The following is a 20,524-nucleotide window of genomic DNA, read 5'->3' as shown; positions in this document are numbered from 1 at the left end:
CCGGCGTCACTCGGCGGTGAGCTGCGCGACGAGGTCGTCCGACCAGCCGGCGAGCGACTCGGGACCGCCGTACGCCCAGATCCCCACGCCCGCGCGGTGCACGTGCTCCTGCTGGACGAAGGGCAGCGACTGCCACACGGGGTTGCCGGAGAGCGTGGTGGCGACCACGTCGTCCTCGTCGTCGTTGCCCCAGTACAGGAAGCGGGTGTCCTCCGGCAGCGCCGTGAGCCCCTCGACGTCCACGTACGACAGGCCGTACGCGTCGTCGCCCGGGTCCTCCCAGGCAGCCGCCAGGCCCATCTCGTCCGCCACGGCCTGGAACGCCGTGCGCGGGCCGTGCATGCGGATGGTCACGTTCGCGCCCTCGGCGTACGGCGAGGCGAACACCACGGGCGTGCCCTCCAGCCCGGCGTCCGCGATGGCGGCCGCGTTCTCGTCGATGGTCGCCTGCGAGGCCGCCATGACGTCGTCCGCGGCGTCGTCCTGGCCGACGAGCGTCGCGATGCTCCGGAACGTCTGCTCGACGTAGCCGAGCGGGTCGGAGGCGTCGGCCCCGTCGAACAGGGCCACCGGGGCGATGCGCTCCATCTGCTCCATGGCCCCCTCGGGGATCGAGGAGGTCACGCCGACGATGAGGTCGGGCTCGAGCCCGGCGATCGCCTCGACGGACGGCTCACCGCGGGTGCCGACGTCCTCGGGCTCGCCCTGCAGCGGCACGACGGCCCCGACCCAGGAGGTGTACCCGGCGACGTCCGCCGCGCCGACCGGGGTCACGCCCAGCGACGTGAGCATCTCGGTCTGCATCCACTCGAGGGACACGACGCGGGTCGCCGGGGCGTCCAGCTCCACGGTCTCGCCGCGGTCGTCGGTGATCGACACCGGGCCGGAGGCGTCCGCGGTGCTCGGCGCGTCGGAGGTGGGCTCGTCGGTGGTGCCGCAGGCCGCCAGCAGGGCCAGCGCCCCCACGGCCGCCAGGGCCGTGAGCGTGCGTCGGGTGGTCATCGTTCCTCGTGTCTGCGCGGGTGGGATGGGCGCCCGCGCGTCGCGCCCCGGGGAGGCCGCGCCGGTGGCGCGGCGGTGGTCGTGGTGGTCGTGGTCCGGCTGGGTCGTGCTCGTCGTGGCCGGGTTGGTCGTGGCGCGGCGGGTCGCGGCCGTCGAGGCGGCGCGCTCGGGCGACGCCTGCGGCCGTCCCGTCCCCCGCGCCGGAGGCCGGACGGTGTTCCGGCCCGTCAGGCCGGAACGGCGGTGGGCGCCCGGTCGGTCGCGGCGGCCGCCAGGTGCCGGAGCTGCAGCCGCGGGGTGTGGACCGCGACGTGGCCCGTGCCCGGGTCGGTGCGGACCTCCACGTCGATCTCGTACACCTCGCTCAGCAGGCGTGACGTCAGCGCCCGGTCCGGCACCCCGTCCGCGACGACCCGGCCGGCGTGCAGCACGAGCACGCGGTCCGCGACCGCCGCCGCCTGCTCCAAGTCGTGCAGCACCACCCCGACAGCGACGTCGTGCACGTCGGCGAGCGAGCGCACGAGCTCCAGGACCTCCACCTGGTAGCGCAGGTCGAGGTGGTTCGTCGGCTCGTCGAGCAGCAGCACGCCGGTGTCCTGCGCGAGCGCGGAGGCGAACCACACCCGCTGCACCTGGCCGCCGGACAGGGCGTCGACGTCGGCGTCCGCGAGGTCGGCGATCCCGGCGAGGACCAGCGCCCGGTCCACGGCAGCGCGGCCCTCGGGGTCGGTCCCCCGCCAGCCGCTGCGGTGCGGGTGCCGGCCGAACTCGACGGCGTCGCGCACGGTGATGCCGGCCGGCGTGGGCCGGGACTGCGCGAGCAGCGTGACGCGCCGGGCGAAGTCGCGCGCCGAGAGCGCACCGGCATCGGCGTCGTCCAGGGTGACGTGCCCCGCGGACAGACGCTGCAGCCGTGCCATGCCGCGCAGGAGCGTCGACTTGCCGGAGCCGTTCGGCCCCACCAGCGCGGTGACCTGCCCCCGGGCGAGGGTCACGCTCGCCCCGGTGACGACGGGGTCGCCGCCGTAGCCGATGCTGACGTCGGCGGCGGACATCGCGGTGGCGGTCTCGAGCACGCCGCCGACCTTAGCCAAGCCTTACCTCATCAGGCAATCACCGGCGCTCAGCCCGCGAGATGGCCCCAGCGTCCCGCGAGCTCACGCCACGGCCCCACGGAGGCCACCGCTCCCTCCTCCAGGACCACGACCCGGTCGGCCCGTGCGAGCGCGGACCGCTTGGCGGACGCGCCGACCACGGTGGTCCCCCGCGCGCGGAGCGACTGCCAGAGCTCGATCTCGGTCGCGGCGTCGAGCGCGCTCGACACGTCGTCGGCCAGCAGCAGCTCGGACCGGGTCGCGAGAGCGCGTGCGAGCGCGAGCCGCTGCACCTGCCCGCCCGACAGGCGCACCCCGCGGTGCCCCACGAGGGAGTCCGGCCCCCCGGCGTCCGCGACGTCGGCCCCGAGGCGGGCGTCCTCCACGGGCCCCGCGACGTCACGGTCCGCGTGGTCGAGGCGCACGTTGTCCGCGAACGTGCCGGACAGCACGCGCGGCACCTGCGCCACGTGGGCGACCCGCCCCGGTCGGAGGAACTCCTCCGGGTCGGCCACCTCCACGCCGTTCCACGCGAGGCCGCCGGTGTGCGTCATGAGCCCGGCCAGGGCCGACAGCAGGCTCGACTTCCCGGACCCGACGCGACCGAGCAGGAGCACCAGCTCGCCGCGCCGGACGGTCAGGTCCACCGCGGCGACCCCGACGGTCCCGTCGTCGTGCACCGCGGACAGCCCCCGCAGCTCCAGGTGCTCGAGGCGGTCCCGCTCGTCCGCCCGTGGCGCCGGTGCGGAACCCTCGGGCAGGTGGACGCCGGGCGGGACGGCGCACAGGTCGGCGCCACCGGCGAACTCGGCGGTCGCCCGCTGCCAGGCGCGCGTGCCGGGCGCCTCGGTGACGACCGCGCCGGCGACGACGCCGAACCAGTTGAACCCGGCGACCGCGCCGGCGACCAGCAGCGTCGACGCGAGGTCCCAGACGCCCCCGAGCAGGGCGGCCCAGGCGACCACGACACCGGCCTGCACGGCGATGATCGGCACGCCGTCGAGCACGGCCTGCACCCGGTGCTCGCGCACGGCCGCCTCGACCCGGCCTGAGTCCACGCGCCGCAGGTGGGCGTGGACCTCCGGCGTCCGTGCCGCGAGCTTGACCGTGCGGGCGGCGTCCAGCGCCGAGACCAGCGCCCGCCCGAACGTCGCGCGGGCGGCCGCCGAGAGGGTGGCCGACCGGCCCGCCGCCCGGCGTCCCGCGAGGGCGCACGCGGCGCCGACGACGAGCACGCCCAGCAGGACCGCTCCCGCGAGCAGGGACCACGACAGCACCGCGGTGACCGCGACCAGCACCAGACCGTTGGCGAGGTCGACCCACCGGTCCGCGTAGCGCACGAACCGGTCCGCGTCGAGCGCCCGCGCGACGACCTCGCCGGGCGGCGTGCGACGCAGCCGGTGCTGCTGCGTCTGGCCGACCAGGACGGCCATGCGGACGCGCAGCAGCACCTCCACCCACCAGCGCGGGTACAGCCGGAACGCCAGCGCCCCGCAGGGCGCGACCAGCAGCAGGAGGACGACGAGCACCACCACGAGAGGGACCGGGGCCTCGCCCGCGCGCAGCCCCTCGACCGTGCGTCCCCACAGGAACCCCGTGACGGCTCCCTGCGCCGCGACCAGGCTCGCGGCCAGGAACAGCAGGCCGCCGCCGATGCCCCAGCGCGGCGTGACGCGCAGCGCGTGGGCGATCCCGCGCGCCAGGCTCAGGCCGGGTCCGGGCTCCCGCAGCTCCGGGGGCGGGCCGGTCCGGCGGCGGACGCCGACGGACCCGCTGCCGTCCGGCACGCGGGCGTCCGGCACGCGGACGTCCAGTACGTCCGGGTCGGTGACGTCGGCACCGGTGACGTCGGCCCCCGGTGCGTCCTCGCGGTCGAGCCCGTCGCTGCGCGACGCGGCCAGCAGCGCGCGGAACGGGCCCTCCGTCGCGGCCAGCGCGGCACGCGGCCCCTGCTGCACGACCCGGCCGTGGTCCAGCACGACCACCTGGTCGGCGCGGTCCACCGTCCCCAGGCGGTGCGCGACGAGCACGCCCGTGCGACCTCCGAGCAGCCGGTCAGCGGCCGCCACCACCCGGGCCTCGGTGAGCGGGTCCATCCGCGCGGTCGCCTCGTCGAGCACGACCACCTGCACGTCGCGGACGAGCAGCCGTGCGAACGCGACGAGCTGCTCCTCGCCGGCGGACAGCGTGGTCCCGCCGGGTCCGAGCAGCGTGTCCAGCCCGTCGGGGAGGCCGGCCACCCACTCCTCGAGGCGCAGCTCGCGCACGGCCGCCTCCACCTGGGCCCGCGGCACGTCCGCGAACAGCGCCACGTTCTCGGCCAGCGTGCCCGCGAGGATCTCGGTCCGCTGCGTGACCACGCCGACCGCCGCCCGCAGCTGCTGCAGGTCGAGGTCGCGCACGTCGACGCCACCGAGCAGCACGGCGCCGCGCGGCGGCTCGACCGCGCGGGACAGGAGGGCGGCGAGCGTCGTCTTGCCCGAACCGGTGCGCCCGACGAGGGCGACCGTCTGCCCCGCGGGCACGCGCAGCGAGACGTCGCGCAGCGCGAACGCACCCTCCTCGTAGGCGAAGTGGAGGTCGCGCAGCTCCAGGCCGACCGGCCCGGACGGCACCGGGAGGCCGCCCTCCGGCTCCGGCGGGGACTCGAGCAGCTCCCGGATGCGGATCGCCGCGCCGATGCCCTCCTGCAGGTCCGGCAGGTTGCGCGCGAGCTGGTCGAACTGCCCGACGAACGACGCGGTGACGAGGAACAGCGTGACCAGCTCGGCGACGGACAGCCGACCGCCGGCGGTCAACGCGACGCCCGCCACGGCCACCGCCCCGAGCAGGGCGTGCAGCAGCAGCCCGGCGCGGGCGGTCATGAGCGTCTCGACGGCGAGGACCCGGTCGAGCGTGCGGTGCACGAGCGCCGAGGACTCCGCGAGGCGCCGCACCGCGAACGCCTGCCCGCGGCTGGTGCGCAGGTCGTCGCGCGCGGCCACGGCCTCCTCGAACGCCGCCGCGTTGTCGGTCCACGCGCGCTCCTCGACGACCTTCCGGCGCGCGATCTCCCCGAGGGACGGGCGCACGACGAGCACCGTGAGGGCGCCGAGCAGCGGGAACAGCACCCACGCCGGCCACCAGGTCACGCCCGCGACCACCCACAGGGGGACGCAGCCGACGACGGTGCGGCCCATGCCCCAGACCTGCCGCCGCACCAGGGCGCCGACCGCGTGGGTGTCGTCGTCGACCCGGTCCAGCACCTCGCCCACGGCCTGCTCGGTCAGCGTCGCGAGCGGCTGGTGCAGCGCCGCGCTCAGCAGGTCGCCGCGCAGCCGCCCCTCGGCGCGGTCCACGACCCCGGCCCACACGACCTGCCCGACCGAGTCGACGAGCGCCGCCCCCACCAGGCAGAGCGCGAGCAGCGCGAGCCCGGTCCCCGTCGGGTCCTCCGCGAGGCGCCCCGCGACCACGGCGCCGAGCGCGGACCCGACCGCGCCGACGGTCAGCGCGATGAGCGCGAACGCCGCGGCACGGCCGCCGAGGCGGCGCACGTCGAGGCGGCGGGCCCGGTCGTCGGGACGGCGGGGCGCATCCGGGGTCGGCGGAGCGGTGGCGGTCGTGGCGGTGCTGGTCATCGTCCGACGACCCTAGACACCGGGTCCGACACGCCCCCACACTTTTCCACCGGCAGCGGCCGCGACGTCGTCGCCCGGGCGATCCCGGTCGCTACCGTGGGCGCCGTGATCGTGTGGACCACCGCCTTCCTCGACGGCGGAGCAGCGGCCTGGCCCGCCACCCTCGACTTCTGGACGCGGGCGACCGCCACCCGGCTCTCGGCGCCCCGCGGTCCCGACGACGAGTTCGTCACCCTGCTGCCGGACGACGGCGTCGCGTTCCTGCGCGCGCAGCGCACCGCCACCGCCGCGCCGCACGTGCACCTGGACCTGCACGTCGACGACGTGCGGCGCGCGGCGGACGACGCGGTGGCGCTCGGCGCCCGGCAGGTGCTGAGCGCCCGGCACGTCCTGCTGAGCTCGCCGGGCGGCCTGCCGTTCTGCGTGGTGGCGGCGGACGGGAGCGCGGGCCCCCGCCCGGCACCGCGGCGGTGGACCGCGCCGGACGGCCGCACCCACACGAGCCTGCTCGACCAGCTCGCGGTGGACGTGCCCGCCGACCGGTGGGAGCCGGAGCTCCGGTTCTGGCAGGCGCTCACCGGGTGGGCGGCGCGTCACCACGATCCCGGTGCCGCCCTGGTGCCGCTGGTCCGCGGGGACGGCATGCCGCTGCGGATCCTCCTGCAGCGTCTCGACCAGGCCACGGGCGCGGTGCGGGCCCACCTCGACGTCGCGTGCGACGACCGACCGGCCGAGACCGCGCGGCACGTGGGCCTGGGCGCACGCGTCGAGCGGGTCCGCGAACGGTGGACGGTGCTCGTGGACCCGGCCGGGCGCCGCTACTGCCTGACCGACCGGGACCCGGTGACGGGCGAGGGCTGACGATCAGCGACGCGGCCGGTCGACCAGCACCGCCGTCCCCGCCGCGAGGACGCCGCTGACCAGGGCCACGGCCGGCCACGCGCCGAGCTCCGGCGCGAGCAGGTGGGACGCGACGAAGCAGCCTGCGCCGAGCGCGAGCACCCCGGCGACCCGGGCCGGGCCGGCGGCCGGCAGCGCGCGCCGCCCGCTCCACGCGACCCCGGCGACGAGCACGGCGCCGCCGACGGCGCGCACACCGGTCGCCTGCGCCGCCGCGAAGCCCCCGGCCAGGGTGGCCGCCGCGACGACGGCCGTCGGCACCCCCGGCCACGGTCCCCGGGGCACCGCCCGGCGGGCCGACGCGGTGCGGGCGGGGTTCGACGGAGACGTCATGCGCCCATCCTCCCCCGGCCCACCGGTCGCGGCCACGCCCGGGCCCGGCGCTCTCACCTCCGCCGGTCCCGGGCGCTCCGCGCGGGTCAGACCTGCTCCTCCACGACCGCGCCGGCGAACTGCGACCGGTACAGCCGGTGGTAGGCACCTCCGGCCTCGATGAGCGCGTCGTGCGTGCCCTGCTCCACGATCGCCCCGTGCTCCATGACGAGGATCAGGTCCGCGTCGCGGATCGTCGAGAGCCGGTGGGCGATGACGAACGACGTCCGCCCCTCGCGCAGCGACGCCATGGCGTGCTGCAGCAGCCGCTCCGTGCGGGTGTCGACCGACGAGGTCGCCTCGTCGAGGATCAGCACGGACGGCTGGGCGACGAAGGCGCGCGCGATCGTGATGAGCTGCTTCTCGCCCGCGGACAGGTTCGCCGCGTCCTCCTCGAGGACCGTGTCGTACCCGTGCGGCAGGGAGTGCACGAACCGGTCGACGTAGGTGGCCTGCGCCGCGGCGAGGACCTCCTCGTCGGTGGCCGACTGCCGGCCGTAGCGGATGTTCTCCCGGATCGTCCCGGAGAACAGCCACGGGTCCTGCAGCACCATGCCCGTGCGCGCGCGGGCGTCGTGGCGGCTCAGCTCCGCGATGTCCTGGCCGTTGACGAGGATGCGCCCGCCGTCGAGCTCGTAGAACCGCATGAGCAGGTTGACCAGCGTCGTCTTGCCTGCGCCGGTCGGCCCGACGATCGCGACCGTCTGCCCGGGGCTGACGGTGAACGACAGGTCGGTGATGAGCGGCTGGTCCGGGCTGTAGGAGAACGACACGTGCTCGAACTCGATGGTGCCGTCGCCGTCGGCGGGCGCCGGGGCGTCCGCCGCGTCCGCGCTCTCCTCGTCCTCGTCGAGCAGCTGGAACACCCGCTCGGCCGACGCCGTGCCGGACTGGACGACCGCGGCCATGCCGCCGAGCTCGGACAGCGGCTGGGTGAACATCTGCGTGTACTGGATGAACGCCTGCACGCTGCCGAGGCGGAGGCTGCCGTTCGCGACCATGAGTCCGCCGAGCACCGCGATGCCGACGTACGTGAGGTTGCCGACGAACGACATGCCCGGCCAGATGATCCCGGACAGGAACTGCGCCTTGAACGACGCCCGGTAGAGCTCCTCGTTCTCCGCGCGGAACCGGTCGGCGAAGTCACGGCGGCGGCCGAACACCTTGACCAGCGCGTGGCCGGAGAACGACTCCTCGACCCGGGCGTTGAGGCGGCCGACCTTGCGCCACTGCGTGCCGAAGGCCTTCTGGGACCTCGGGCCGATGACCCCGAAGATGACACCCATCAGCGGCAGCGACACCAGCGCGACCAGCGCGAGCTGCCAGGAGATCGAGAACATCATGACCAGCACGCCGACGACCGTGAGGATCGAGGTCAGCGCCGTGGACAGCGACTGCTGCATGGTCTGCGTGATGTTGTCGATGTCGTTGGTGACGCGGGAGATCAGCTCGCCGCGCTGCACACGGTCGAAGTACGCGAGCGGCAGCCGGTTGATCTTCTGCTCGACGGACTCGCGCAGCCGCCACATGGCGCGCACCATGACGACGTTGATGATGTAGCCCTGCAGCCACATGAGCAGGGCGCTCGCGACGTACAGCGCCAGGACCGTCAGCAGCAGGCGCCCGAGGTGGTCGAAGTCGATCCCCCGACCGGGGACCAGCCGGTCCATGGCCGCGACCATGTCGGCGATCCGGTCCTGCCCGTCGGCGCGGAGCCCGGCGACGGCCTGCTCCTGCGTGATGCCCTCCGGGAGCTGCCGCGACACGAAGCCGGTGAACACCGCGTCGGTCGCGCGCCCCAGGATCCGCGGGGCGAGCACCGTGAGCACGACGCCCGCGGCGCCCATGAGGGTCACGGCGACGAGGGCGAGCTTGTGCGGGCGCAGCAGCCCGAGCATGCGGCCGAACGACTCCTTGAAGTTGTCGGCCTTCCCGGGCGCGACACCCTCCCACGAGTCGGACGCGAGACGCGCCTGCTCGCCGAGCTCGATCTCGAGCTTCTCGTCCTCGGTCAGCGTCTGGTCGCTCATCGGCCGGCCTCCACGGAGAGCTGGGACTCCGCGATCTCGCGGTAGGTCTGGTTGGTGGCGAGCAGCTCCTCGTGGGTGCCCAGCCCGGCGACGCGGCCGTCCTCCAGCACGAGGATCGCGTCGGCGTCGGTCACGGTCGACACCCGCTGGGCGACGACGATCTTCGTGACCTGCGGCAGCTCCCGCCAGAGGGCCTGCCGCAGGCGGGCGTCGGTCGCGAGGTCGAGCGCGGAGAAGGAGTCGTCGAACACGAGCACCTCGGGCCGGCGCACGAGGGCCCGCGCGATCGCGAGCCGCTGGCGCTGCCCGCCGGAGACGTTGGTGCCGCCCTGTGCGATGCGCGCCTCGAGCCCGCCGTCCATCTGGGACACGAAGTCGCTGGCCTGCGCGATCTCCAGCGCCCGCCACAGGTCGCCGTCGGTGGCGTCCTCCTGACCGAGCCGCAGGTTGGACGCGACGGTGCCGGCGAACAGGAACGGCCGCTGCGGCACCAGGCCGATGCCGGCCCACAGGTCCTCGAGCGCGGCGTCCCGGACGTCGACGCCGCCGACGCGCACCGTCCCGCCGGTGGTGTCGAACAGCCGCGGGATCAGCGAGACGAGCGTCGTCTTGCCCGCGCCGGTGGAGCCGATGACCGCCACGGTCTGCCCCGGGCGCGCGGTGAACGTGATCCCGGACAGCACGGGGTGCTCGGCCTCCGGGTACGCGAAGGTCACGTCCTCGAACGCCACCTCCCCCGGGCGGGGACGCCCGCGCACGGGCTGCTCCGGCTCCGCGAGGGTCGACGTGCTCGCCAGCACCTCCGCGATGCGCTCGGCCGAGACGGCGGCGCGCGGGATCATCACGGTCATGAAGGAGGCCATGAGGACCCCCATGAGGATCTGGCCGATGTACTGCATGAACGCGAGCAGCGTGCCGATCTGCACGTTCCCCTCGTCGACCTCGATCCCGCCGAACCAGATGACCCCGACGACGGTGACGTTGAGCACGAGCATGGCCAGCGGGAACAGCAGGACGAACAGCGACCCGATCTTGCGGCCGACCACCATGATGTCGGTGTTCGCGACCCGGAACCGGTCGGCCTCGATCGACTCCCGGACGAACGCGCGCACCACCCGGACGCCGGTGAGCTGCTCGCGCATGATCCGGTTCACCGCGTCGAGCTTGCCCTGGTAGGACCGGAACAGCGGCACCATCCGGCTGATGATCAGACCGGCCACCACGAGCAGCACGGGGACGGACACGGCGATGAGCCACGACAGCCCGACGTCCTGGCGCAGCGCCATGATCACGCCGCCGATGGCGAGCATCGGCGCGGACACGAGCATGGTCGCGCCCATCATCGTGACCATCTGGACCTGCTGGACGTCGTTGGTGTTGCGGGTGATGAGGGAGCCGGCGCCGAACTGCGAGATCTCCCGCTCGGAGAAGCCGCTGACGCGCCCGTAGACGTCGTCGCGGATGTCCCGGCCGGCCTGCATGGCGGCGCGGGCGGCGAAGTACGTCGCGACGACCGCGGCGAGGATCTGACCGAGCGACACGGTCAGCATGAAGGCGCCCGTGCGCCAGATGTAGCGGGTGTCGCCCTGGGCGACGCCCCGGTCGACGATGTCGGCGTTGAGGCTGGGCAGGTAGAGCATCGCGAGCGCGGAGCCGAGCTGGAACACCAGCACGCCCGCGAGGAGCCATCGGTAGGGGCGCAGGTAGCGCCAGAGCAGTCGGGCGAGCACGGGGGTCTCCATGGTCGAGGCGGCGTGGTCACGGCCACGGCCGGTGGGGGGACCGTCCGTATCGGCGAGCACGAGGGTACGCACACCCACCGACACTCCCCGCCGCCTTTTCGCGTCCCCGGCCCGCGACGTGCGAACCTCGTCCGCTCAGGTCCGCGCGGAGGCACCCTCGGCGGCGGCGGACGCACCGCCGCGCGCGTGCACCAGCAGGACACCCACGGACCCGGCTGCCGCGACCGCGCCGGCCCCGGCCGCCAGGCCGCCGTACCCCGCGCTCGCCAGCACGAACCCGGCGAGAGCGCCGCCGCCGGCACCGGCGGCGGACATCAGCGCATCCGACAGACCCTGGATCGCGACCCGGCCGTCCCCCGGCACGGCGGCCGCGATGATGCTCGAGCCGGCCACGGTCGCCGCGGACCAGCCGAGCCCGAGCAGCACGAGGCCGGTCGTCACGACGGAGGTGCTCGGGCCGGAGACGGCGGCCGTCGCGGCGGCGGCGACCAGCACCCCGAGGCCTCCGACGAGCACGGCGAGCGGACCGAGCCGGTCGCTGAGCCACCCCATCACCGGCGCGAGCGCGTACATGCCGGCGATGTGCAGGCTCACCGTCAGACCGACCACCGTGACCGTCGCACCGTGCCCGGCCATGTGGACCGGTGTCATCGACATCACCGCGACCATGACCGCGTGCGCGACGACGACGCCCAGCAGCGCCGCGACGGCGCGGGGGAACCGAGCCAGCGTGGCGACGGCCAGGCGGAGCGGGACGTGGCGGCGGACCCCGGTCTCCACGGAGGTGCCGTGCTCCGCCGCACGCGCCACCTCGAGGGGGTCGGGGCGCAGCCCGAGCCACAGCACCGCGGTCGCCGCGAGCATGCCGGCGGCGGAGAACAGGAACGCCGCCCCGAGCTCGGGCAGCCCGGTCAGCCGCCCGAGCGGCCCGCCGAGCCCGACGAGGTTCGGCCCGGCCACGGCGCCGACCGTGCCCGCCCACACGACCAGCGACAGGTCGCGCGCCCGGGTGCCCGCCGTCGAGAGGTCGGTCGCGGCGAACCGGGCCTGGAGGTTCACCGCGGAGCCGGCGCCCATGAGCACGCCGCCGGCGACGAGCAGCGGGAAGCTCTCCAGCACGGAGGCGAGCACGAAGCCCAGGGCGCCGACCGTCGCCACGACCAGCCCGGAGCTGAGGGCGGTGCGGCGTCCCCGGGCGAGCGCCAGGCGGGACAGCCCGAGCGCAGCCACCGCGGCACCCAGTGTGGCGGCGGTGGTCACGGACCCGGCCACGGCCTCCCGCCCGGTCAGCTCCACGGCCAGCAGCGACCCGATGGACACGACCGAACCGGCGGCGAGACCGCTGAGCACCTGTGCCGCGGAGAGCAGCGCGATCGTCCGGCGTCGCAGGCCCGTCGGGGTCTCGTCCGTCATGCGGTGCCCGCTCCTCGCGCTCCGTGGTCCCGGACGCGACGGGCCCGCCGCGTCCGGGGCACAGAGTGCCACGCGCGGCGGGCCCGGCTCGTCACGGGACCGGCGCTCACCGGCCCCCGAACAGGCGGGCGAGGAAGCCGGGCTCGCTCTCGTGGCCCTCGCAGCGCTGGGACTGCGGGACGCCGCGCATGACCTGGTCGACGTGCTGGCCGCAGCCGGACCAGGTGACCTTGCCGCACGTCCGGCACGTCACTGCCTGACACATGGGTGTACCTCCAGGGGGGTCGGGGGCCGGTCGTGGCCCGGGTCCCGAGCGGATCTCGGGGGGTCGTGGTCGCCCGTGGGGCGGCTGCGGTCAGACGGCGTGCACCGGCTCCGGGACGACGAGCACCGCGCCCGCCGCGCCTCCGAGCCACGCCCGCAGCGTCAGCATCCCGCCGGAGAGGTGCGCGACGTCGGCGAACCCCTCCTGCGCGAGCACCCGCAGGGCGAGGTACGACCGCATCCCGGACTGGCAGTGCAGTCGCACCGGCCGGCCGCCGGCGGCGTCCCGGATCTCGGCGAGCCGGTCACGCACCTGCGTGTGCGGCACGTTGAGCGCCCCGGGCAGGTGGCCGGTGGCGAACTCCGCGGGCGAGCGCACGTCGAGCACGAAGGCCCGCTCGAGGACGTCGTCCAGGTCGGCGGCGTGCCAGAGCCGCACCGTCCCGGTCGCCACGTTGTCCGCGATCATCCCGGCGAGGTTCACGGGGTCCTTCGCCGAGCCGTAGGGCGGCGCGTACGCGAGGTCCAGGTCGATGAGGTCCGCCGCGACGGCCCGGTGCCGCATCGCGGTCGCGAGCACGTCGATCCGCTTGTCCACCCCGTCGGCGCCCACCGCCTGCGCGCCCAGCAGCAGGCCGTCGCCCGTGCGGACGTGCAGCACCAGGTGCACCTGCTCGGCGCCCGGGAAGTAGCCCGCGTGGCTGCCGGGGTGCAGGTGGACGGTCTCGTAGGCGGTGCCCGCGGCGTCGAGCGCGGCGCGGTTGGCGCCGGTCATCGCGGCGGTCAGCGAGCCGACCCGCACGACCGCCGTCCCGAGCGGCTGCGGCAGCGGCCGCGCCGTCCCGGGCCGCAGGATGTCGTCGGCCACCAGGCGCCCGCCGCGGTTCGCCGGCCCGGCCAAGGCCACCGGCCGCCGCACGCCGGTCACCGCGTCGGTGCTCACGGTGGCGTCGCCGGTCGCCCACACCCCGGGCAGGTTCGTACGGCCGTGCTCGTCCACGACGATCGCGCCGCGCTCGCACGCGACCCCGGCCGCCTCGAAGGGCGCCGTGTCGGGCCGCACGCCGACGGACAGCACGACCGTGTCGGCCGGCAGGCGCGTGCCGTCGGCGAGCACGACCACGTCCGCGTCGGCGCCCTGCTCGACCGCCGTGGCCGCCACACCGTCGTGCACCGTGATCCCGAGCCGGCGCAGCTCGGCGGTCACCAGGGTCGCGAGCTCGCGCTCGAGCGGCGGCAGCACGTGGTCCGCGAGCTCGACGACGTCGACCTCCAGGCCGCGCAGGCGCAGCGCCTCGGCGGCCTCGAGCCCGATGAACCCGGCGCCGAGCACGACCGCGCGCCGGGCGGCCCCGGGCCCGGTGACGGCCTCGCGCAGCGCCACGGCGTCGCCCACGGTGCGGAGCGTGGTCACGCGCGGCGACCCGATCCCCGGGACCGGTGGCACCACCGCGCGGGCGCCGGGCGCGAGCACCAGGGCGTCGTAGCCGATCACCTCGGTGCCGGCGGGCGTCTGCACGGTGACGGTGCGCGCGCCGGCGTCGAGACCGGTGACCTCGTGCCGGACGCGCACGTCCAGGTCGAGCGCCGCGGCCAGGGAGGCGGGCGTCTGCACCAGCAGGCTCTGCTCCCGCTCGATCTCCCCGCCGACGTAGTACGGCAGGCCGCAGTTGGCGAAGCTCGGGTGGTCGCCCCGCTCCAGCACCACGATCTCGGCGTGCTCGTCGAGCCGCCGGGCGCGGGCCGCGGCGCTCATGCCGCCGGCGACCCCGCCGACCACGACAAGCCTCATGCGCGTGCCCCGGCCTGCTCGCGCTGCGCGATCTCGGCACGGACCGTGTCCATGTCCAGGTCCTCGACCGCGGCGATGAGGCTCTCGAGCTGCGCCGCCGGCAGCGCGCCGGGCTGGGAGTACACCAGCACGCCGTCGCGGAAGACCATCAGCGTCGGGATGGAGGTGATCCGGAACCCGGCCGCGAGCTCCTGCTGCGCCTCCGTGTCGACCTTCCCGAACACCAGGTCCGGGTGATCCTCGGACGACTGCTCGAACACCGGGCCGAACATGCGGCACGGTCCGCACCAGGCTGCCCAGAAGTCGAGCAGCACGATGCCGCCGCCGCGGATGGTCTCCTCGAACGTGTCGAGGGTGATCTCTCGTGTGGCCATGGCACGAGCATACCCCCGGGGGTATCCAGTGCCAAGCCGGCGGACCGGGGCCCCCACCTCGGTGTCGGCGGACCGGCACCCGCCGACCGCACCGACGACGCAGCGGGTCGGTCCTCCTAGACCGGTGCCGGGGTGGCGGCGGATCGGGGCGCACCCGCCCAGCGGAACCGGTCGACCAGCGCGGCGACCCGGGGGACCCGGACGAGCGCCGCGAGCACGCCGTACCCGACGGCGCCGCCGACGACGTTGAACAGCAGGTCGTTCACGTCGGCGAGGTGCCCGCCGCCCAGCGCGTGGGCGGTGACGTACTGGGTGGCCTCGATGCCCAGGCTGACGGACGCCGTGACCAGCACCGTCCGCCGCCACGAGGGCCGGGCGGTCAGCAGCGGCACCAGCATCCCGAGCGGCACGAACACCGCGACGTTGATCATCGCGTCGTCGACCTGGTACCCGGCCAGCGGCACGAGAGCCAGGTGGTGCATCCAGCCGCCGTCGCGCGCCGGCTTGTCCAGGAAGATCGGGAAGACGGTGTTCGCCACGATCCCCGCCGCGTACACCCCCAGCGCCAGGGCGACCGCGGCGCGCGGCGCCGAGAGCCGCCCGCGCCGGGTCAGCAGCACGAGCAGAACGGCGACGACCAGCGCGGCCAGGGGGACGACGACGGGCAGGACGGGGACCTGACGGAACACGTGGACGGACCTCTCGGGAGCGGCTGCGGCAGCGCGCCGGCGTGACCCGGCGACGTGCCACCGTGCCACCGACCAGCGGGGTCCTGCATCCACCCGTCGTCGGACGTGGCCGTGCGACCCGTCCGACCACGGGAGCGGATCAGCGGAGGGGACGGCCGCAGGCCCCCGCGCGGTACCGACGGGGGACGCGCCCCTCCGGACACGGCGAGAGGCCGCCTCCGGTGATCCGGAGACGGCCTCTGACCGGCGACTCTACGTCGGGCTGACAGGATTTGAACCTGCGACCCCTTGACCCCCAGTCAAGTGCGCTACCAAGCTGCGCCACAGCCCGATGGCCCCCGCAGGAGCCTCGGCAACTCTACCGTATGCGGACCGTGCCGCTGTCCCCCGCCGGCAGGTGCGCGCGCCAGGCACACGCGACCACGACCAGGCAGCCCGTCGCGATGACGGCACCGCCGAGGAACATCGCGGGGTACGCCCAGCGCGTCGACAGCCACGCGAGCACGGCCGGGATGAAGAACCCGAGGTACGCCGCGGAGTAGTACACCGCGGTGAGGCCCGCGAGGTCCGCGGGAGTCGCGATGCGCTGCACCTCGGACAGCCCCGCGACGAGCGCCAGGCCGTACCCCGCGCCGAGCACGGCCGCCGCCGCCAGCACCACGGGCAGCGTGAGGGCGGCCGAGGCCCAGGACGCCAGCGCCATCCCGACGACGAGGATCCCCAGCGCCACGACGGATGCGCGGGCGCTGCGACGGGTGTCGATGAGCCGGGCGACCGACTGCACCGCGAAACCGACGGTGAGCGTCACGACCGTGAGCAGCGCGGAGAACGCGATCGGCATGCCGCCGGCGTGCGCGCGCATCAGCCCGGGCAGGACGGCGTAGGCGCTGCCGACGGCGCCGAACACCCACGGGGCGAGCGGCAGCACGACGCGCAGGAACCGCCGGTGGCCGACGGCCGGCACCCGCAGGTCGTCGCTCAGCCGGCCGCGCTGCGCCGGCCCGGCGTGGGTCTCCGGGACCGCCAGGACGGCGACCCCGGCGGCGACGGTCAGGGCCGCGTGCACGAGGTACGGGGTCCCCGTGCGCCACGGTCCCCACTGCGCGAGGACGCCCGCGAGCCCGGCGCCGAGCAGGAACCCTGCGGTCAGCGCGAGCGACGCCCGCCGGGCACCGGTGCGCGGCTCCCCCGCCGCGGCGCTGAGCTCCGCGACCCACGTCGTCCCGACCGCCATGACGAGACCGAGCGCCAGGCCTGACAGCACCCGGCCCGCGGCGAGCGCCGGGACGGACGCGGGGCCCAGCGCCAGGACGAGCGACCCGACCACGCCGAGCGGCGCGGCCGGCAGCAGCAGGGGCCGGCGCCCGAAGCGGTCGGACAGGGGGCCACCGACGAGCAGCGCGGGCACGATGCCGAGCACGTAGGCGCCCAGCAGCACGTTCACCGTGAGCGCGGACAGGTGGCTGACCTCGCGGTACATGACGAGCAGCGGCGTGAACTCGTTGCCGCCCCACGCGATGGCGACCATGAGCGCCGCGACGCGCCGCCAGGCGCGCGGGTCGGCACCGCCCGTTCCCCCGCCGGCTCCGGACGCCGCGGGGGCGTCGGCCGCCCGCACGTCCGCCGTCCGCACGTCTGCGGCGGTCACCGCGCGCCGCCGAGGTGCGCCGCGTGCAGGTGGGCGCGCAGCCGCTCGCGGAAGCCGGCGGCGTCCCCCGCCTCGATCGCGGTGACCAGGCCCTCGTGCTCCTCGACGAACCCGGGCGCCCGCTCCCCCGACCGCCCGACGGAGAGCGCGATCATGCGCTGCTGCCGCTCGCGCAGCGTCACGGCGAACCCGGTGAGCAGCGCGTTGCCACCGGCGGCGACGACCGCGAGGTGGAACGCGGCGTCGTGGTCCGCGTAGCCGTCCAGGTCGCCGGCGTCCACGGCCTCCTGCTGCCGTGCGAGCAGGTCCCGCAGGCGGGCGACGAGCGCGGTCCGCGCGGAGGCGTCGGCCGCGATCGCGTCGACGGCGTGCGACTCGAGCAGCAGCCTGGCCTCGACGGCCGCCTCGGCCTCGCCGGGCGCCAGCGGGACGACCAGCGCGCCGCGCTTGGGGAACAGGCGCAGCCAGCCGTCCGCCGCCAGGCGCAGGAACGCCTCCCGCACGGGCGTGCGGCTCAGTCCGAGCTCGTCCGCGACCTCGCCCTCGCTGACCATCTCCCCGGCGGGGAGCCGGCCCGTCAGGAGGGCGTCCTTGACGTGACGGTAGGCGAGCTCGGCCGCGGGGGCTGCCGGCGCCGAGGGACGTGCGAGATCCATGGGCACTACATGTATCTCAGTCGTGCACGAGCAGCGGGGACGCGTCCGCCCCGTGGGACGGCCCCGTCCCGCGGAGCGGTCGCCGAGACCGCCGGTCCCGCGCGCTCGGCGCGGCCGGTCCGCGCGTCACCCGCGGACGGTGTCCTCCGCACGCGCACCGGGCTCGCCGGGCTCACCGGGCTCGCCGGGCTCCTCGCCCTCGCCCGGTGCAGCGTCCGCCTCGTCCGCCGGCCCCATCCGGTCGGTCCCCGACCGGCCGCGCAGCACGTCCAGCTCCGCCGCCACGAGGCCCAGCAGCGCGAGGTCCACCAGGAGGCCGCTCACGGCGCCCCACTGGTCGACGCGGAACAGGAAGATCTGCGTCAGGAGCAGGTTCACCAGCATGGCACGCCGGAACCACTCGTACCCGCGCGTGCGGTCGCGGCCGACGTGGTGCAGGCCCACGCCCGAGCACGCCAACGAGGCGGCGGCGCTGACCAGCATCCCGGCGAGGGCCCACCAGGGCAGGTCGGTCCCGGTGGCGACCAGGACGATCCCCCGCGCCACCGTCGCGAGGGTCACCACCGCCAGCACCGCCACGGTCACCCGCGGCAGCCACCGCACCCGCACCACCCGCCGGGACGCCCGGACGACCGCGCGGGCGACCGCGCTGATCGGGTCGGGCAGCTCGCGGGCGTCGTCCTCGACGACAGCGAGCAGAGCCCGCACCTCCGCGGCACCGCGCACGTCCCCCGCGGCGTCCACGAGCTCACGGGCCTGCCGCCGTGCACGGTGCGTGAACCCACCCGCCAGCCCCGCCACGGCCAGGTCGGTGGCGGCGGCGAGCGTCTCGCGGGGGTCCCGGCGCCTGCTGTGGATCGCCTCGCCGACCAGGACCAGCAGCACCACGACGACGTAGATCAGCGACGCCGTCGGCTCGTAGAAGTAGTCGTTGTCGGCGGTGACGAACTTGCCGATCTCGTCGACGAACAACCCGAACCCCACGCCGCCGACGAGCGCGGCGGCGGGACGCACCACGGGCCCGGCCCACGACAGGGCCGCCACCACGGCCACGGCCATCAGCAACCCGCCCCACAGCACGTGCGCGACGTGCAGACCCCCGCCGCCGAGCTGCGGGAAGCCGGTCAGGGCGAGCAGCCCCCGGGTGACCAGCACCGTGAGCACCGTCACGGCCAGGAAGCCGGCGACGTGCCGGGGGCCGGCCGGGTCGCGCGGCAGGCCGAGGACCAGCAGCGGCGACCGGTGCGGCGCGTGCGGGCGTCCGCCGCCCGGTCGTGCCGCCCGCTCCCCCGGGTCCGCCGCCGCGCGGGTCACCGCTTGCGCTTCTCCCGCACCCGGACGGAGATCGAGATCGGCGTCCCCTCGAAACCGAAGGTCTCGCGCAGCCGGCGCTCGATGAACCGCCGGTACCCGGCCTCCAGGAACCCCGTGGCGAAGATGACGAACCGCGGCGGACGGGTGGACGCCTGCGTCGCGAACAGGATCCGCGGCTGCTTCCCCCCGCGCAGCGGGTGCGGGTGCGCCGCGACCAGCTCCCCGAGGAACGCGTTCAGCCGGCCCGTCGGCACGCGGGTGTCCCACGACTCCAGCGACCGCGTCAGCGCCGGGACGAGCCGGTCCGTGTGCCAGCCCGTCCGCGCCGAGATGTTCACGCGCGGCGCCCACTGGATCTGCACGAGGTCCCGCTCGATCTCGCGCTCCAGGTACGGCCGGCGGTCCTCGTCCATGAGGTCCCACTTGTTGTACGCGATGACCAGGGCGCGCCCGGCGTCGATGACCTGCTGGATCACGCGCGTGTCCTGCTCGGTCAGCGGCTGCGACGCGTCGAGCAGCACCACCGCCACCTCGGCCTTCTCGATCGCGGCCTGGGTGCGCAGCGACGCGTAGAAGTCGGCCCCGGACGTCTGGTGGACGCGCCGCCGGATGCCCGCGGTGTCCACGAACCACCACGGGACGCCCTTGAGCTCGACCAGCTCGTCCACCGGGTCGCGCGTGGTGCCCGCGGTGTCGTCGACGACCACCCGGTTCGTGCCGAGCACCTTGTTCAGCAGCGACGACTTGCCGACGTTGGGCCGCCCGACCAGCGCGACGCGGCGGGGGCCGCCCGGACGCACGGTGCCGTGCTGCGACACGCGCGGCAGGGCGTCCATCGCGGCGTCCAGCAGGTCGCCCGTCCCGCGGCCGTGCAGCGCGGAGACGGGGTGCGGCTCGCCCAGCCCGAGGCTCCACAGCTCGGAGGCGTCGGCCTCGACCCGGGGACCGTCGACCTTGTTGGCGCAGAGCACCACCGGCTTGCCGGACTTGCGCAGCAGGCGCACGACGCGCTCGTCGGTGGCCGTCGGCCCCACGGTCGCGTCGACGACGAACAGCACGGCGTCGGCCAGGGAGATCGCCACCTCCGCCTGCTCCGCCACGCGCGCCTCGATGCCCGCGACGTCGACCTCCCAGCCGCCGGTGTCCACCAGGGTGAAGCGCCGCCCGGCCCACTCCGCGGGGTACGACACGCGGTCGCGGGTTACGCCCGGGCGGTCCTCGACCACGGCCTCGCGGCGACCGAGGATGCGGTTGACCAGCGTCGACTTGCCGACGTTCGGCCGGCCGACGACGGCCAGGACGGGGAGGGCGACCTCGATCCCGTCCTCGTCGCCGTCGCCCGTCGCACCCGACAGCAGCGCGACGTCCTCGTCCTCGAGCTCGTACTCCTCCAGGCCGGCGCGCAGCGCCCGCTCGCGGGCCTCGTCGTCCGCCGGCTCACCGTCCGCGGCGCCGACCGGCACGTCGGCCGACCCGCCCTCGTCGAGGTCGAGGTCGACGTCGGCGTTCCCGTCGACGGGTCCGCTGGTGGTCGGCTGGGCCGGCTCGCTGTCACGCATGGGCACCATTGTCCCCGACGGGCGGGCCGCGGACGACCGGCCCCTGCGTCGAGCC

Annotated in this window: 16 protein-coding genes and 1 tRNA gene; 1 reads left to right on the top strand and 16 read right to left on the bottom strand. The window is 75.7% G+C overall.

Going from position 1 to position 20,524, the window contains the following annotated elements; translation table 11 throughout:
* Window positions 1–6: 6 nt before the first annotated feature.
* The 3 genes from K5O09_RS09455 to K5O09_RS09445 form a co-directional block, all read right to left on the bottom strand.
* Entirely contained in the window at window positions 7–1,002 is a 996-nt protein-coding gene (locus K5O09_RS09455; RefSeq protein ID WP_222169332.1) for an iron-siderophore ABC transporter substrate-binding protein, read from the bottom strand.
* Window positions 1,003–1,229: 227 nt separating this feature from the next.
* Window positions 1,230–2,057 carry an ABC transporter ATP-binding protein gene (locus K5O09_RS09450; RefSeq protein ID WP_222172697.1) on the bottom strand — a complete coding sequence of 276 codons (828 nt, stop codon included), beginning with the start codon at window positions 2,055–2,057 and terminating at the stop codon, window positions 1,230–1,232.
* 68 nt (window positions 2,058–2,125) lie between these two features.
* Window positions 2,126–5,716, bottom strand: a complete 3,591-nt coding sequence (locus K5O09_RS09445) for an ABC transporter ATP-binding protein (RefSeq protein ID WP_222169331.1) — start codon at window positions 5,714–5,716, stop codon at window positions 2,126–2,128.
* A 105-nt stretch (window positions 5,717–5,821) separates the two neighbouring features.
* On the opposite strand from K5O09_RS09445, the gene K5O09_RS09440 reads away from it, so the two are divergent.
* The gene (locus tag K5O09_RS09440; RefSeq protein WP_255595192.1) at window positions 5,822–6,577 is read left to right on the top strand and encodes a VOC family protein; all 756 of its coding nucleotides are present in this window, start codon (window positions 5,822–5,824) and stop codon (window positions 6,575–6,577) included.
* A 3-nt stretch (window positions 6,578–6,580) separates the two neighbouring features.
* Here K5O09_RS09440 and K5O09_RS09435 read toward each other — a convergent pair whose 3' ends face one another.
* From K5O09_RS09435 to der, 13 genes are all read right to left on the bottom strand, one after another.
* Window positions 6,581–6,949: a hypothetical protein gene (locus tag K5O09_RS09435; protein WP_255595191.1), complete on the bottom strand. Its 369-nt coding sequence runs from the start codon at window positions 6,947–6,949 to the stop codon at window positions 6,581–6,583.
* Window positions 6,950–7,035: 86 nt separating this feature from the next.
* A complete protein-coding gene (locus K5O09_RS09430) occupies window positions 7,036–9,018 on the bottom strand; it encodes an ABC transporter ATP-binding protein (protein WP_222169330.1) in 1,983 nt (660 codons plus the stop codon).
* On the bottom strand, window positions 9,015–10,748 hold the full coding sequence (locus K5O09_RS09425; RefSeq protein WP_222169329.1) for an ABC transporter ATP-binding protein: 1,734 nt from the start codon (window positions 10,746–10,748) through the stop codon (window positions 9,015–9,017). Before K5O09_RS09425 ends, K5O09_RS09430 begins: the two co-directional genes overlap by 4 nt.
* A 147-nt stretch (window positions 10,749–10,895) precedes the next feature.
* Window positions 10,896–12,173, bottom strand: a complete 1,278-nt coding sequence (locus K5O09_RS09420; RefSeq protein ID WP_222169328.1) for an MFS transporter — start codon at window positions 12,171–12,173, stop codon at window positions 10,896–10,898.
* Window positions 12,174–12,279: 106 nt separating this feature from the next.
* Window positions 12,280–12,438, bottom strand: coding sequence for a hypothetical protein (locus K5O09_RS09415; RefSeq protein ID WP_222169327.1), 159 nt, complete (start codon window positions 12,436–12,438; stop codon window positions 12,280–12,282).
* 90 nt (window positions 12,439–12,528) lie between these two features.
* Window positions 12,529–14,229: an FAD-dependent oxidoreductase gene (locus tag K5O09_RS09410; RefSeq protein ID WP_222169326.1), complete on the bottom strand. Its 1,701-nt coding sequence runs from the start codon at window positions 14,227–14,229 to the stop codon at window positions 12,529–12,531.
* Window positions 14,226–14,603 carry a thioredoxin gene (gene trxA, locus K5O09_RS09405; RefSeq protein WP_222169325.1) on the bottom strand — a complete coding sequence of 126 codons (378 nt, stop codon included), beginning with the start codon at window positions 14,601–14,603 and terminating at the stop codon, window positions 14,226–14,228. The genes K5O09_RS09410 and trxA overlap by 4 nt, the downstream gene beginning before the upstream one ends.
* Window positions 14,604–14,719: 116 nt before the next feature.
* On the bottom strand, window positions 14,720–15,292 hold the full coding sequence (locus K5O09_RS09400) for a VanZ family protein (protein WP_222172472.1): 573 nt from the start codon (window positions 15,290–15,292) through the stop codon (window positions 14,720–14,722).
* Between the two features lie 257 nt (window positions 15,293–15,549).
* Window positions 15,550–15,623, bottom strand: a tRNA-Pro gene (locus K5O09_RS09395).
* 27 nt (window positions 15,624–15,650) lie between these two features.
* The gene (locus K5O09_RS09390; RefSeq protein ID WP_255596268.1) at window positions 15,651–16,940 is read right to left on the bottom strand and encodes an MFS transporter; all 1,290 of its coding nucleotides are present in this window, start codon (window positions 16,938–16,940) and stop codon (window positions 15,651–15,653) included.
* The gene (locus K5O09_RS09385) at window positions 16,937–17,596 is read right to left on the bottom strand and encodes a GntR family transcriptional regulator (protein WP_222172471.1); all 660 of its coding nucleotides are present in this window, start codon (window positions 17,594–17,596) and stop codon (window positions 16,937–16,939) included. The genes K5O09_RS09390 and K5O09_RS09385 overlap by 4 nt, the downstream gene beginning before the upstream one ends.
* Window positions 17,597–17,722: 126 nt before the next feature.
* Window positions 17,723–18,910: a hypothetical protein gene (locus K5O09_RS09380; protein ID WP_222172470.1), complete on the bottom strand. Its 1,188-nt coding sequence runs from the start codon at window positions 18,908–18,910 to the stop codon at window positions 17,723–17,725.
* The gene (gene der, locus K5O09_RS09375; protein ID WP_222172469.1) at window positions 18,907–20,469 is read right to left on the bottom strand and encodes a ribosome biogenesis GTPase Der; all 1,563 of its coding nucleotides are present in this window, start codon (window positions 20,467–20,469) and stop codon (window positions 18,907–18,909) included. The genes K5O09_RS09380 and der overlap by 4 nt, the downstream gene beginning before the upstream one ends.
* Window positions 20,470–20,524 lie beyond the last annotated feature (55 nt).

Source organism: Cellulomonas sp. C5510 (genome assembly GCF_019797765.1).
Lineage (GTDB): Bacteria > Actinomycetota > Actinomycetes > Actinomycetales > Cellulomonadaceae > Cellulomonas.
This window is presented reverse-complemented; position numbering and strand designations above follow the sequence as displayed.